Origin of the sequence: Synechococcales cyanobacterium T60_A2020_003 (assembly GCA_015272205.1) — a bacterium.
In the GTDB taxonomy this organism is placed as follows: Bacteria; Cyanobacteriota; Cyanobacteriia; order RECH01; family RECH01; genus JACYMB01.
The window spans coordinates 1-13,116 of record JACYMB010000028.1; the positions used below are offsets into that span (position 1 = coordinate 1).

At 49.7% G+C, this 13,116-nt stretch carries 13 protein-coding genes and 4 pseudogenes; 6 read left to right on the top strand and 11 right to left on the bottom strand.

Annotated features, from left to right (window positions below):
- Positions 1–653: N-acetylmuramoyl-L-alanine amidase (locus IGR76_01620; protein MBF2077236.1), on the top strand; the 653-nt coding region annotated here is incomplete at its 5' end.
- 16 nt (positions 654–669) lie between these two features.
- Here the strand turns inward: IGR76_01620 and IGR76_01625 are convergent.
- Positions 670–1,320 carry an alpha/beta hydrolase gene (locus tag IGR76_01625; GenBank protein MBF2077237.1) on the bottom strand — a complete coding sequence of 217 codons (651 nt, stop codon included), beginning with the start codon at positions 1,318–1,320 and terminating at the stop codon, positions 670–672.
- 108 nt (positions 1,321–1,428) lie between these two features.
- On the opposite strand from IGR76_01625, the gene IGR76_01630 reads away from it, so the two are divergent.
- Positions 1,429–2,298, top strand: coding sequence for a glycerol acyltransferase (locus IGR76_01630; protein ID MBF2077238.1), 870 nt, complete (start codon positions 1,429–1,431; stop codon positions 2,296–2,298).
- 288 nt (positions 2,299–2,586) lie between these two features.
- On the opposite strand, the pseudogene IGR76_01635 reads toward IGR76_01630, so the two are convergent.
- Together IGR76_01635 and IGR76_01640 are read right to left on the bottom strand one after the other, a co-directional pair.
- Positions 2,587–3,132 (bottom strand): annotated as a pseudogene (locus IGR76_01635) (transposase).
- Positions 3,083–3,438, bottom strand: a pseudogene (locus tag IGR76_01640) (transposase). Before IGR76_01640 ends, IGR76_01635 begins: the two co-directional pseudogenes overlap by 50 nt.
- A gap of 44 nt (positions 3,439–3,482) precedes the next feature.
- Between IGR76_01640 and IGR76_01645 the strand changes: the two are divergent.
- Positions 3,483–3,647 (top strand): annotated as a pseudogene (locus IGR76_01645) (response regulator transcription factor).
- A gap of 38 nt (positions 3,648–3,685) precedes the next feature.
- On the top strand, positions 3,686–4,027 hold the full coding sequence (locus tag IGR76_01650) for a DMT family protein (protein ID MBF2077239.1): 342 nt from the start codon (positions 3,686–3,688) through the stop codon (positions 4,025–4,027).
- Between the two features lie 24 nt (positions 4,028–4,051).
- On the opposite strand, the gene arsH is transcribed toward IGR76_01650, so the two are convergent.
- The 5 genes and pseudogenes from arsH to IGR76_01675 form a co-directional block, all read right to left on the bottom strand.
- Positions 4,052–4,699, bottom strand: a complete 648-nt coding sequence (arsH, locus tag IGR76_01655; protein ID MBF2077240.1) for an arsenical resistance protein ArsH — start codon at positions 4,697–4,699, stop codon at positions 4,052–4,054.
- A 45-nt stretch (positions 4,700–4,744) separates the two neighbouring features.
- Positions 4,745–5,128: pseudogene (locus IGR76_01660) on the bottom strand (dual specificity protein phosphatase family protein).
- A gap of 70 nt (positions 5,129–5,198) precedes the next feature.
- On the bottom strand, positions 5,199–5,609 hold the full coding sequence (gene arsC / locus IGR76_01665; protein MBF2077241.1) for an arsenate reductase, glutathione/glutaredoxin type: 411 nt from the start codon (positions 5,607–5,609) through the stop codon (positions 5,199–5,201).
- A gap of 26 nt (positions 5,610–5,635) precedes the next feature.
- A complete protein-coding gene (pstS, locus tag IGR76_01670; GenBank protein ID MBF2077242.1) occupies positions 5,636–6,559 on the bottom strand; it encodes a phosphate ABC transporter substrate-binding protein PstS family protein in 924 nt (307 codons plus the stop codon).
- 225 nt (positions 6,560–6,784) lie between these two features.
- Entirely contained in the window at positions 6,785–7,996 is a 1,212-nt protein-coding gene (locus IGR76_01675) for an AI-2E family transporter (protein ID MBF2077243.1), read from the bottom strand.
- A 162-nt stretch (positions 7,997–8,158) separates the two neighbouring features.
- Here IGR76_01675 and IGR76_01680 point away from each other — a divergent pair, with 162 nt between their 5' ends.
- Positions 8,159–8,704: an NUDIX hydrolase gene (locus IGR76_01680; protein MBF2077244.1), complete on the top strand. Its 546-nt coding sequence runs from the start codon at positions 8,159–8,161 to the stop codon at positions 8,702–8,704.
- A gap of 144 nt (positions 8,705–8,848) precedes the next feature.
- Positions 8,849–10,939, top strand: a complete 2,091-nt coding sequence (locus tag IGR76_01685) for a potassium channel protein (GenBank protein ID MBF2077245.1) — start codon at positions 8,849–8,851, stop codon at positions 10,937–10,939.
- Between the two features lie 51 nt (positions 10,940–10,990).
- Here IGR76_01685 and IGR76_01690 read toward each other — a convergent pair whose 3' ends face one another.
- From IGR76_01690 to IGR76_01700, 3 genes are all read right to left on the bottom strand, one after another.
- Positions 10,991–12,565, bottom strand: a complete 1,575-nt coding sequence (locus IGR76_01690; GenBank protein MBF2077246.1) for a hypothetical protein — start codon at positions 12,563–12,565, stop codon at positions 10,991–10,993.
- Positions 12,566–12,587: 22 nt separating this feature from the next.
- Positions 12,588–12,845: a hypothetical protein gene (locus tag IGR76_01695; protein MBF2077247.1), complete on the bottom strand. Its 258-nt coding sequence runs from the start codon at positions 12,843–12,845 to the stop codon at positions 12,588–12,590.
- 95 nt (positions 12,846–12,940) lie between these two features.
- A partial coding sequence (locus IGR76_01700) for an IS5/IS1182 family transposase (protein MBF2077248.1) occupies positions 12,941–13,116 on the bottom strand: 176 nt, incomplete at its 5' end.

A 13,116-nucleotide genomic window follows, 5' to 3' on the forward strand; every position in this document is an offset into this window, starting at 1 on the left:
TTCTTCATCAGGCTGGGCAACGCTTGATTGAAGTGATTGCGTCTGACGAAGAGAAAGATCAGATTGTCCTAACGGTTGAGCCTATTACACAATCGCTCCAAGTTTTCCCGTTTAGCATCTGGACCACCACACCAACCCCCAGCAGCATTCCCGACCTTGTCAATCCCAAACGAATTACGTTGCATCATACGGTGATTGCCGCATTATCATCTGGTGCCACGCAAGACCAGGAAATTCAGCGTATGCGTCGCCTTCTCGATATTCACCTGAATAGCAGTGGGTATTCCGATATTGGTTATCACTACATTGTGATGCCGAGTGGACGGGTTTACGAAGGGCGATCGAGTCTAAAACGGGGAGCCCATGACCTCGTTAATGATGGCTTTGGGGTAGCTGTGGATGGAGATTTTCAAGGCTCGTTGCGGATTGGGCCTAAGCAGTTTGATGCTGTAGTTGGAATTTGCATTATGTTGTGTAAACGGATGGGAATTACAGATCCGGTCACGCCTGTCAGTACGGTTACAGCGGACTTTGGTACGCGATCGCTGCCTCGGATTATGGGACACCGCGATCGCGTTTCGACCGCCTGCCCAGGAACTGTATATGAACGCCTGAACGAAATTCGGCAAGCGGTTCGGGATGGTCTGCGCTAGCGTTTGCCACACTGCCTTACACTTCGATGAGATTGGGAGCAGGAGTGTCCTGCACAAGATTAGTCTGAATTGCTTGCACGACCGTTTCTTGAACCACGGGACTATACATCATAAATGTATGGTTAACCGGAAGCTGAATAGGGCGATCGCCCTCGGTAATGCGAGTCTCGTCTAAGGCCACGATGCCATCATTCACCTCATGCCCAAAGGGACTCCATGCCCCACGAGGGCCAGAGGTTCCGGCAATGATGGTGTAGGGCGAAAGGGGATGGGGAAGATCGGCAAAGAAATCTGGATTGGCTAGATTTGCGCCACAATCCCTTGAAAACCACTGAAAAAAGGGGACTTTCCAGGCATGGCGTGCTAAGCGGGGAGACTGGTTTGGAGTGCCCAGCATCACGATATGGTGCGGTGTCGGAATCGAGGCGATCGCCAATGCAGATCGAGTGAGTAATCCGCCTAGGGAATGGGCAACAACGGCATAGGTTCCCTCCTCTGCGAGTGATTGAAAGCGTTGATGGAGACGGTGCGCGATCTGATCGTAGGACTCCGCAAACGCGGCATAGCCAAATAGCTCTGTTTTCCAACCTGTGCGGCGCAGATGTCCCTCTAGTCCCATGAGGGATAGGGGGGTGCGTCCGAGTCCGTGAATTAGCAAAACATTCATCAGGAAATTGACCGAAGCATTCTATGTAAGACTGGTATTGAGGCTATGATAGCTGTTCAGGCGCAGTCTTGTGATTGCGGTTAACCCTACTTTGAGCTACGTGAGCGGATGGCGATTCAATTTGATACTCAAAAAGAGATTGGCTGGAGTTTAGACCTCCGAGAACCTGACGTCATTCGCTCCTTTATGCCCGGATTCAAATGGTTATATGACAACTATTTCCGAGTGCAGACCTCAGGGTGGGACTACGTGCCAACCGATCAAAAAGTGTTGATTGTGGGATCGCACAATGGTGGGTTGGCATCTCCCGATATGGCGATGATGATCTATGATTGGGTGCTGCGGTTTGGGGCAGAGCGTCCAGTGTATGGACTGATGCATCCGAGTATGTGGGCTGTATTGCCCCCCCATTTAGCGAAACTGGCTGCCGAGTTTGGTTGTGTCCGGGCGCACCCGAAAATGGCGATCGCCGCGTTTCACCGCAGCGCTAGCGTGCTGGTCTATCCCGGAGGTGCAAGGGATGTGTTTCGCCCCCATGCCATGCGCGATCGCATTTTCTTCAACAACAGTCGTGCTTTTATTAAACTAGCTCTGCGGGAAGAGGTTCCCATTGTTCCCGCCATTTCCTACGGTGCCCATGATACGCTGATCGTGCTTGCGGATATCTATCCCCTGGTTAAACAACTGCACGAATGGGGGATGCCGTGGCTCTTGGGCGTTGATCCAGGGGTATTTCCGATCTATGTAGGTTTACCGTGGGGTATCTCGTTGGGGCCGTTACCGAATATTCCCCTGCCTGTTCCCATTCATACCCGTATCTGTCCCCCTATTGTTTTTGATCGCTACGGAGAGGAGACTGCCCGCGATCGCGACTATGTCGATGAATGCTTCTATCCGGTAGAAGGTGAGATGCAGGCGGAGTTGAATGATCTCATTCAGCAGTACAACGCTTGTGTGCGATCTAAATCTAAAAAATAGATGGCTATCGTTTTACATAGATGGCTATCGTTTTACACAGTCTATCACTTCCAAAACCTAGAAGCTAAATACCAAGCACTAACGCCACACCTCCCACCAGCCACCAAACGACCACAAATATCCTGGAATCGTGGCTCCAAAGTCCGGTAATGATCACCATCAGACTAGGAATCAGCGTCAGAATTGCACCCATACCAGCCAACCCAATCGCTATCAGGAGCGATCGCCCATGCGTTGCGACATCTAGCGAACGCTACAGGATTGCTATATAGAGCCCATTTGAGATCTCTAGGAAGGGGCTGCAAGTCGCTTGAGCATGAGCCTGACGAAGCATAGGTTAATCTTAGTCGTAGCCTTATCCAAGGTTCTCTCAAAGTTCTTGACCAAAATCTTGCAACGCTCCATCCAAGCGTTGGAGCGCTCAATCACCCATCAAGCAACCGCAGGAACAAAACCAGTCTTTCCTTGTGCCGCTTTGTCTGCCTTAGAAGGCTTGGGTGACAGCTCAAACTTCATCTTGCTCATGATCTTCGGATACACCTTCTCAAGCGCTTCAGTTCGCTTGTCGGGGTGGTAACCGTGGTCTAGCAGAATCGTGATCTTTGGGATGTTAACTGGCTTAGCTCGAAAGTCATCGAGATGCTTTGATAGCATCTCAATTAGACCCGCATCATCAGACACATGGGCAGGTGTGCAGTGCGTAAAAAATGGAAATCTCAACGTGTCCACAGCTAGATGGCGTTTGATACCGTTGGTTGCTTTGTAGAAGCAAAAGCCCTTCAACTCAACACCCGCATTGCCGGTGTTCTTCACTGCTTGTGAGTCGATGATCATTAGCCGTGTCCACTTTGGTTTTTTTGACCTGCTCACGCACTTGTCCATTCAAGATAGCCATCAGCTTCTCGATAGTCCCCGCTGCTCGCCACTGCTTGTAGTGCCAGTAGGCTGTCGAATAGGGGGGAAGTCTTTGGGCAAGTCTTCCCAGTTACAACCGTTTTTGAGTTGATACACCATACCGTCAATCAGCTCTCGATAGCTCCAATCCAGTGGGCGAGTTCGCTTTTTCTTCGGCAAGACCTCGGGCAACAGGGGCTCTAAGATTTCCCATTCTCGATCGCTAAGGCTGCTTGAGTAGGTCATGATGACTAGGTTTGACTAGGGGATGAACACTATCCTCCATTATCAAGATGTCAAATCAGCTCTATATCGCTCCTGGAACTGTTCGTGTCCATGTCCATGCGATCCTGCAGAAGCTGGATGTACGCGATCGCACACAAGCGGCGGTATTAGCCATTCAGAGGGGATTCGTTGATCCTGAACTCTTGAAAATGTATGACTCTCAATCGTGAATGAGGTGAAAATAACAGGGTGAACCCGATCTTCATTCATGCGAAGACCCGTTGTATTGCTGCTGATTTCCAATATCGTTATGACGTTTGCCTGGTATGGACATCTTAAAGACTTGAAAGCGGCACCGATTTGGATTGCGATTGGCGCAAGTTGGGCGATCGCCTTCTTTGAATACTGTTTTCAAGTTCCTGCAAACCGTGCTGGCATTCAGTATTTCAGTGTGCCGCAGCTTAAAGTCATGCAGGAAATTATCGCCATGCTGGTCTTTGCGGGATTTAGTGTGTCTTACATGAAGATGCCAATCACACGCAACTACATTTTTGCGGCGATGTTGCTGGCTGGATCTTCCTACCTCATCTTCAGCGAAAAACCACGATAACGAAGCTTAGAAGTCCCAAAGCAGCTACTCAGAGATCGCTTTTTTCGCAATTTCTGCTATCCGCTGAGCCTCTCTCTCTTTGCGCTCACTGTAGCGATCGGTCAGGATATCAACGTGTTCTCGCAGGAGAATCGTAAACCGATAGAGTTCCTCCATCACATCCACAACGCGATCGCGATAGGCCGATTCCTTCATCGTGCCGTCTTCATGAAACTCCTGATACGCCTTAGCGACTGACGACTGGTTAGGAATCGTAAACATCCGCATCCAGCGTCCTAGAATTCGCATGGTATTTACCGCATTAAAGGACTGCGATCCCCCTGAAACCTGCATCAGTGCTAGTGTCTTTCCCTGGGTAGGTCGGATCGCGCCAATGTTCAGCGGCACCCAATCAATCTGCGTTTTCATCAGCCCTGTAATGTTGCCATGCATCTCCGGGCTAGACCACACCTGTCCCTCTGACCACTGCATGAGTTCTCTTAACTCTTGGACTTTAGGGTGAGTGTCCGGTTCGCTGCCGTGAAGCGGCAAACCACGGGGGTGAAAGAACCGTGTTTCTGCCCCAAACCCTTCGATAATTCGTGCGGCTTCCTCTGCTAACAAGCGGCTGTAGGAGCGATCGCGCAATGAACCGTAGAGAAAGAGGATTCGAGGTGGATGGTCAAAACTCATAAGTACTAATAGATACCCAATCAGTGATAGAAAGAGAATGATCAATTACGAGAGCGTCTTGAGAAAAGCAATTTGAGCCTCTCTCAATTCAATGGCGGGATTCACCGCTTGTACACGCTCAATAGCCGTTTATGATGGCCATCCCGCTCGGATGAGGTAGGCGGCTAGAAGCGTTCCAGTCCGTCGTCGCCCGCTGGAACAATGAACTGCAATGGCGCGATCCTGAGCAAGCTGAGCATGTACAAAATCCTGAAACTGCTGGACTTGTTCACGAGTAGGTGGGGTTCCCCCTGAAATTGGCAACCACAACCAAGGCATCCCTAATTCCTCATACAGATCAAGGTTAGATGGATCATCCATCACGGACACAATTGCACCGATACCAGCGGCGTTGAGGTCAGGCAACTCCTCTGCGGACGGTTTTCGCATCCCTGCTAGTTGACCAGGAATCACCCACCACAAAGAGTCTAGAAAAGAAGTCACGGTGAGCGCGTCCTTTTTAAACAGAGGTTGACGATGGGGCGATCGCCTCAATTAAGGCCACTACACGAGTTTTAATCTCATCGCGGATCTCTGGAAAGATGGCCGGATTCTCCGCCGGATCGTCCAACTGCCAATCAGCAAAATACTCGCGAGTCAACCATTCGGGTGGCAAGCTCACACCACATCCACACAGCGAAATCACCGCATCAAAATCCTCTGGATTAAACTCGCTCAGGGCATTTGAGGTTTGATCGCTAATGTCTATCCCTACGTCTTTCATGGTGGCGATCGCCTCTGGATGCACTTGACTGGCTTCTAACCCAGAACTGGTCACCTCTATTTTTCCGGCAGCCAACGTTTTAGCAAATCCCTCTGCCATCTGGGACCGCGCCGAATTTTTCTTACAAACAAACATCACTCGTTTCATCGATTTTCTCCTCTAGTAGAGAGCCATTACGGTTTGATGGAGACGCAACGAGGATCGGGCAACGTCGCCTTGTCCGGTTCCCGTGGAAACCAGAATGCCGTTCGTCTGCAAAACTCCACCAGCATCAGCATGACCGGAACCTCAATCAATACACCCACTACCGTTGCTAGGGCCGCGCCAGAATTCAATCCAAAGAGAGTCACCGCTGTGGCGATCGCCTCGAGCTGCTGACGATTTTCGTTGTAGTAAGCATAGCCAAAGTATCCCAGCGCATCCAGGTCATTCCGCGCCGCCCGCACAATCAAATCATCATCGGACTGCGCTGTATAGTCCGTACGGGTCGCCCCTGCCTCCCCAACGATCGCGTCTACAAAGTAATCGTAGGTTCCCGAATCCAGATCTGCACCGTGGAGATTAATGGGTTCCTTTGGCCACTCCGGACGAATTTGATTCCATTGGGTAATGCGCCCCTCTGCGGCAGGCTCCCATAGGGTTTTCAACTCCGAAACCGTCATTTCGCTCGCCCAATCGTTATCGGGGTGAACCACCACCGTCAATGCATCAAAAGCTACTGGAATTTCGATATACTCCACACCATTTTGCTTACAAAGCGCCATTTCATCGCGCAGAATTGGGCGAGACGCATTATTAATATCCGTTTCTCCGGCGCAGAACTTACGGAACCCGCCGCCAGTTCCCGAAAACTCAACGGAGATATCAGGTGCATTAGTGCCCCGCTCGAATTGCAACTCTTTAGCAACTTCATCTGTTAGGGGGAAAACAGTGCTTGAGCCATCCACTTTAATCCAGGTTGTCGCGATACTCTCAGCAACACTTGGTTCTGCATCAGATGTTGTCACTGGAGCCGAACATCCAGTGGCAAGGGCGATCGCCGCAAGCACTAAGGACAATGTGCAGGTTTTAAAGGCCATAGTATTGCTCCTCTCCATTCAATATAATATCAATTTTTTTTGAAATGTAAATCGAAATTTAGAAAATCGAGACTGAGCCCTACCTCCAGAGAACGAGCCTGCTTAGAACATTAAGAGTCGTTTAAGAAGACACAAAGCTTATGAGTGAGATGGAGTTAATGTAGCTTTAATGTCAGATCTGGGTGATTATCTATGAAAGGTGTGAGCGATCGCACTCTCATCAATATAATTTGATTTTATCTTCTAGCGATTGATACTCTCTTCAGGAATCGCTGACTCTGGGATATCGACTTGGATGGTGAGATTGGACGATGCCGTTGAATCATTATCGTCGGTTGTGTCCGATTCCAAGGCTAAGGGGGTTTGGCGCACGGTGCGAATTACAAAGAGCGCCTCCCGAATCAGCACAGCACTGGGTACAGCTACCACCACCCCCAATAGTCCCCCAATGCGGGCTCCCGTCAAAATCGCAATAAAGACCCAGAAGGGATTGAGTCCCGTGACGCTCCCTAACACCCGTGGCGCAATGCCATTTTCAACTAACTGCTGCACAATGACCGATGCAATAAGTACTTTAATGGCGATACTAATCTTTTGTAAGGCCAGCAAAAACGTCACAAAAATAATGCCAACCGTTCCCCCAAAGGGAATAATGGCCGCCAAACCGATGGTTAGCCCAAAGAGCTGACCAAAGGGGATTTTGAGAATCGTAAACAGAATGGTGAGGGTTGCGCCCATGCTGGTGGCGACGATTAATTGTCCCAAAAAATAGCTGCTAAAGCTGCGGCGTAGTGTTTGGGAAAAGGGCGATTGAAAACGGTTCGGTAGCCAGCTTACTAACCCAGACCAAACTTCGTCCCCGTGTTGGAGTAGGTAAAAGGTTAAAACTACCGTCAGGATTACGTCAATTAGCTTGTTGGCCGTGAAAAACGCAACGCCCAGGGTTAAGTTGACGGCTTCACCTGCAATACTTTGAATTTGCGACTTTAGCCGATCATTGGCTTGGGAAATCAAAACATCCAGATTAATCGGCCAGCCCATCTCTTCGATGTAGCGATCGAGCATCAAGAGCTGATTTTTACCGGAATCAAACCATTCTGGTAGGCGGGCGACCAACTGCTGCGCCTGGGTAATCACCAATGGCAGAATCGTTACCCCAACCGTGATCAGTCCTAATAGTGCAATCAGAAATACGACGATGGCCGATTGGGTTCGCTTCAGCCCTATCCGTTCCAGCCAGGTAATGGGATAGTTCAGCAAAAATGCTAAAAGCGCCGCGACAACAACGGTAACGAAAATAGATCGGAAATAGCTAAAAATCGTTGACAGTGCCCACACGTTCAGAACCAAGAGCGGAGCTGCCAGTGCAACGGTGATTGACCTAGATGCAAGACTCAAATGAGCCCACCAATTGGCAAGCCAGCTTTTTTGGGTTGATTCGCTGATCTGAGGCATAGACGATTTGCACTGGGATGAGGTAACCACTTCTGATTGTCATTATGCCGCAAGTTGCTCGTGCTGGGAGGCATGTAGGCCAACGAGACTTACAGAGGTTATACCCTTCGTTTGATCGCCCCTTTGCTAGAGTGAAACCATCCCTACACGCCCTTTTGTACGATGAATAGTTTGAACTGGCCAGTGCGCGATCGCTTTTTTGAACTCCATTCCCAGTGGTTGACGCTGATCGGTGAACATTTAGACACACCCACTGGGCAAACCCTGGAATACTGGCGCGTTGAAAAAGCGGATTCCCTAATCGTATTACCCATCTACGAACAATCCATCTTCCTGCCACCTCCTGTTTATCGACCTGGGCTTGGCGAAACTACCCTCGATTTTCCGGGTGGGCGATTTCAGCACGGTGAGGATCTACACACTACGGCTCAAACGATTCTAAATCGTGAACTTGGGATAGATGGAGCGATCGCCTACTTCTATCCTCTGAATGCCGCAGGGTGGCCTGTCAACAGTTCGTTTTCCAACCAAAGACTCTTTGGGGTCGTGGCTGAGCTTTCAGCTTATCCGCTATCGTCGGTGGACGTGATCACCTACCCCTTAACGAATGCTGGGATCCAGGATCTGTTGGAGGTGTTGACCTGTCTCCAATGTCGCTCGGTATTGCTGCAGTGGTGGATGACTCAACTTGGTGTGCTCAGGCGCTGAATAGGAAATTAAGTCTTCCTAGTGATTTGCGATGTTTCAGATGTTTCTAGGTTATTAGGTAGGACAAGATTAGTAGACCATCTCGGGGCTATATGTCTCCTTCGATGCTCTAAGGATCTAATACTCATAGCTGTTAAGCGATTGATGGATTCCCTACATCCTTCCGTACTCCGCCCGTCTAGCCAGAACTCTGAATTTTATTCTCACACAGAGGACTATTTCCTCGTGTGCGGATTGGGAAGCCTGGGACAACAATGCGTAACCATTCTGCGAGAGTTTGGAGGGCGGGTCAGTGCTATTGATCAGCATAAGCCCGATACCTGGGATATTCCTGACATTCCTGAGTGCTTAGATCGCCTATGGATTGGTGACTGTCAACAAACGGATGTGCTAAAACAAGCTGAAATCGATCGGTGTCGAGCCATTTTGTTGGTTACGAGCAATGAGCAGGTTAACATCGAAACCGCATTTGCTGCGCGACTCCTCAATCCTGCGGTCCGTTTGGTGGTGCGTTCAGCCAAGCAAAATCTAAATCAACTCTTAGAACAGCAGTTAGGGAATTTTGTAGCGTTTGAACCAACCCAACTGTCAGCTCATGCATTTGCCTTAGCAGCAATGGATCGAGATATTTTAGGCTTTTTCCATCTTGATGGAGAGCAGTTTCGGGTTGTTCACTACACAATTCAAACTGGTCATCGCTGGTGTAATACCCGACGGGTGTATGAGTTGAACAGCAGCAGTCGTCGCGTCTTACTGCATCGCTCAGCCACGGATCCCGTGACCGAGCTCCATCAATTTCATCAATGGAATCCGATGGATCGGATTTTAGCTGGAGATGAGGTCGTGACGCTGGAACGATTTCAAGGTCATGGATCGGAACGGGCAGCGTCTACCCAATCGTCTTCCATCTTTGAGAAGGTTAGGCTTGCATTGCGGCGTCTTCAGCCCTCTCTGCTGAGGCAGTATATCGAACAATTTCAGCACAACACCCAAGGAAATCAAATTCAGCGGGTCGTTATTATTTGCGGTCTCACAATTTTAGGATTGGTTATTTTGGGAACAGCTCTATTCTGGCGCAACTATCCTAATCTGAACGTTTTAGATGCTTTTGTGGCAACGGCTGTGCTGTTACTGGGCGGCTTTGGCGACCTATTTAGTGAGTTAACGATCACCAATAGTGGCATCCCTCAATGGTTGCGTCTGTTTGGGCTGTTTTTGACCCTGGCTGGAACTGCATTCGTAGGTGTCATTTATGCCCTACTGACCGAGAAACTCTTAACACTGCGATTGCAATTTCTCAGTCGTCGTCCTCCACTTCCAACCCAAAATCACAGTATCGTGATTGGTCTGGGGCAGGTTGGGCAACAGGTTATTGCCCTATTGCAAGAGTTAAAGCAATCCGTGGTCGGAATCACCGATTCTCAAATCCCCCAAGCCACGTTTCTCCCGCAAACACCGATCGTTTTTTCGAGCCAAAATACGGCACTCACCAAGGTCAATCTAGAGTCTGCAAGGAGCGTCGTTGCGGTAACGGCAGATGAAATGCAGAATCTTGAGTTTGGACTCATGGCTCACGCTGTGAATCCGAACTGTCGTTTAGTGATTCGCACCTACAATCGTCGCTTCAACGACAACGTTGCTCGATTATTTCCCTATGCTCATGTGCTCTGTGTCTCTGCGCTCTCCGCTGAAGCTTTTGCTGTCGCCGCCTTTGGCGAGAATGTTCTCAATCTCTTTCGTTTGCAAAATCGCACGATTTTGGTGACGGAATACCAAATTGAGTCGGATGACACGTTGAATGGGTTACTGCTTTCAGAAGTGTCTTACGGATATGGCGTTGTTGCAATTGTGCATCAAAGAGGAGGTAGCGGTTCATGGACTACCATGCCATCGGATGATAGTCGTTTACAAGTGGGCGATCGCCTTGTGGTGTTAGCGACAACTACGAGTCTCCAGCGGATCGAGAGGGGGGAAATGGCACCTCGACAATGGGGGATCTGGATTGAACGGCTGTTAAGCCCAACGACTGCCTTTGACGCAGGCTCGGAGCTAGCACGGGTGTCTGGATGTGATCTGAATTTGGCTCGAACGGTCATCGATCAGATTCCAACCCAGTTTCCGATTGCGCTCTACAAGCACCAAGCACTGAGACTGGTTAGACGCTTGAATAAACTACAGGTGATGGCACAGATACGATCGTTTGAAGTGACCCAATCGCTGGGTACCACACGTTAGAGAACTAAAGCGATCCATATAGAGAGAGCGTTGTCCCCTCCTATGCCATCGTTACCACGAGTGCAATGCTCTTAACTGCGGCGTTTTCTTGAGCTGGTGGGCGGCCATGCGGGTTAACACGTCATCCAGAATCGTAATGGCTTCTGCAATGAACGCGCCTTTGTTTAACATGACGCATTCCGCTCGTTCGGCCATTGCCGCATCGGTCATTTCTCCACGGGAGGGTGCGCCTTTTTTCACGAGACTCTCTAGAACCTGGGTTGCCCAAATGACCGGAACATGGGCGGCCTCACATAGCCAGAGAATTTCCTCCTGGATTTCGGCTAGGCGCTGATACCCAATTTCAACGGCTAAGTCTCCTCTGGCAATCATGACTCCAAAGGCTTGCTTCCCTGCGGCATGAATTATCAAGTCTGGCAGGTTAGATACAGCGATCGCCGTTTCAATTTTGGCAACAATGGCAGGCTTGGAGGCGCGATCGCCCAACCGATTGTTGAGTTCACGCTGCAGGAGTTCAATATCTTCAGGCGTTTGTACAAAGGAGTAGCCAATAATATCGGCGTGGGTGGCCACAAAGTCTAGATCGGCTAAGTCTTTTTCGGTGAGGGGGGTTAGGGGTAGGACTGTATTGGGGAAATTCAGCCCTTTTTCGGCACGCAGTTTGGCTCCCTTTGGACTGGTGTGGGTTACTTGGAGGAGGAGGCCAACCTGTCCATCGGGTAGAGGGTAGTGGCTATCTATAACTTTGGTGCGAATCTTACCATCGTCGATATAGACCAGCGTTCCCACCTCCAGAAGATCGAGAATTTCAGGAACGGTACAGCAAGTTTGAAAATGTTCAATGGAGTCAGAGCTGGATTGATCCGATGGTTGAGCGATGAGATCGTCAGGGATATGTCGAGCAAGGATGATTGAGTCGCCTCGAAATAGACGAGTTTTGTCTCCGGGAGCAATGACAGGCCCCGTCCGAATTTTCGGACCGCCTAAGTCCATCATGATTTTACACGATGCTCCGGTCTCTTGTTCTGCCCGCCGAACATGGTCGATCATGCGTGTCCAAGCGTCAGGATTATCATGGGCGCAATTAATCCGCACGCAGTTTGCACCGCATCGCAGCATCTCACGCACGAGGGTGTAATCGGTTGCGGCTTCCGTCGGCAGCGTAACCATAATTCTGACCTGTCGCTCAGATTGAGTGGAGCCAAATAATGCCTCGGTGTTGTGTTGCAGTAGACGATTACCTTCAAAAAAAGACTCGATGGGGGGACGATTCGGATGGGGAGCCGAGGCCGTGCCACAAATAATTTCTAGCGTTGCAATGACCGCATCAAGATTAGGCATAACCCGTGCCTCAATCCGACCCAAGGACGACAATCCCCACGGCATCAATGCAGCTTGAAGAGTGCGCAGATCGTGGCGACGCAAGGATAGATAGTGTGCCAAATTCAAGGCACTGGGCAAGAATTCGGGGCGCTGAATGTGCGATCGCCATTCTTCAAACAGGTGTTGTCCTTCATGCTCCACGGTTTGGTGTAGAGCGTGCAGAATAGATAGTAAGGTATGGGGATTTGAGGGGTAGATGATATCCCCATAGGTATCGCGGGTATCGGACACTGAACTCTGCATAGGTTCCTCTTCAGGTCATATTTCAATCAGGACTTAAAATCGGTTCAATGCTGGGGGTGGAACTGAGTGGACTCGTGATTAGCGATCGCAACGATTGGCGCTGTTCTAAGGAGAGATAGCGCTGCTGAATGGGTTGCCACGTTTGCCAAAACAGGGTTTGGTTCTGCGCCATCATTGCCTTGACGGTAGGCAGTACCGTTTCCAGGTCAGACCGCAGCACAGACTCTAAAAATTGACGTTCCACCGCTTGATCCTGGAGTTCGCCTAGCCGATCCTGCATCGTTTTAAGCTCCTCCATCCATTGCTCATAGGATTGCTCAGGCTTTGTTGCATGATTAGAAAAACGGTCAGGTTCGCCTTGAGAGTGTCCTGGTATTAACCTTCAACCTTGTAGCTATCGGGTTTAGCGATCTGAATCATGCGGTTGAGCGCAACACATTTGATGAACAATTCCACGGCTTGATTGTCAAATTGACGTGCACTGAGATTGCCCCCAAAAATAGTCTTAAAGCGGAACATGGTAGTTTCAGCAATCGAACGACGATGATAGC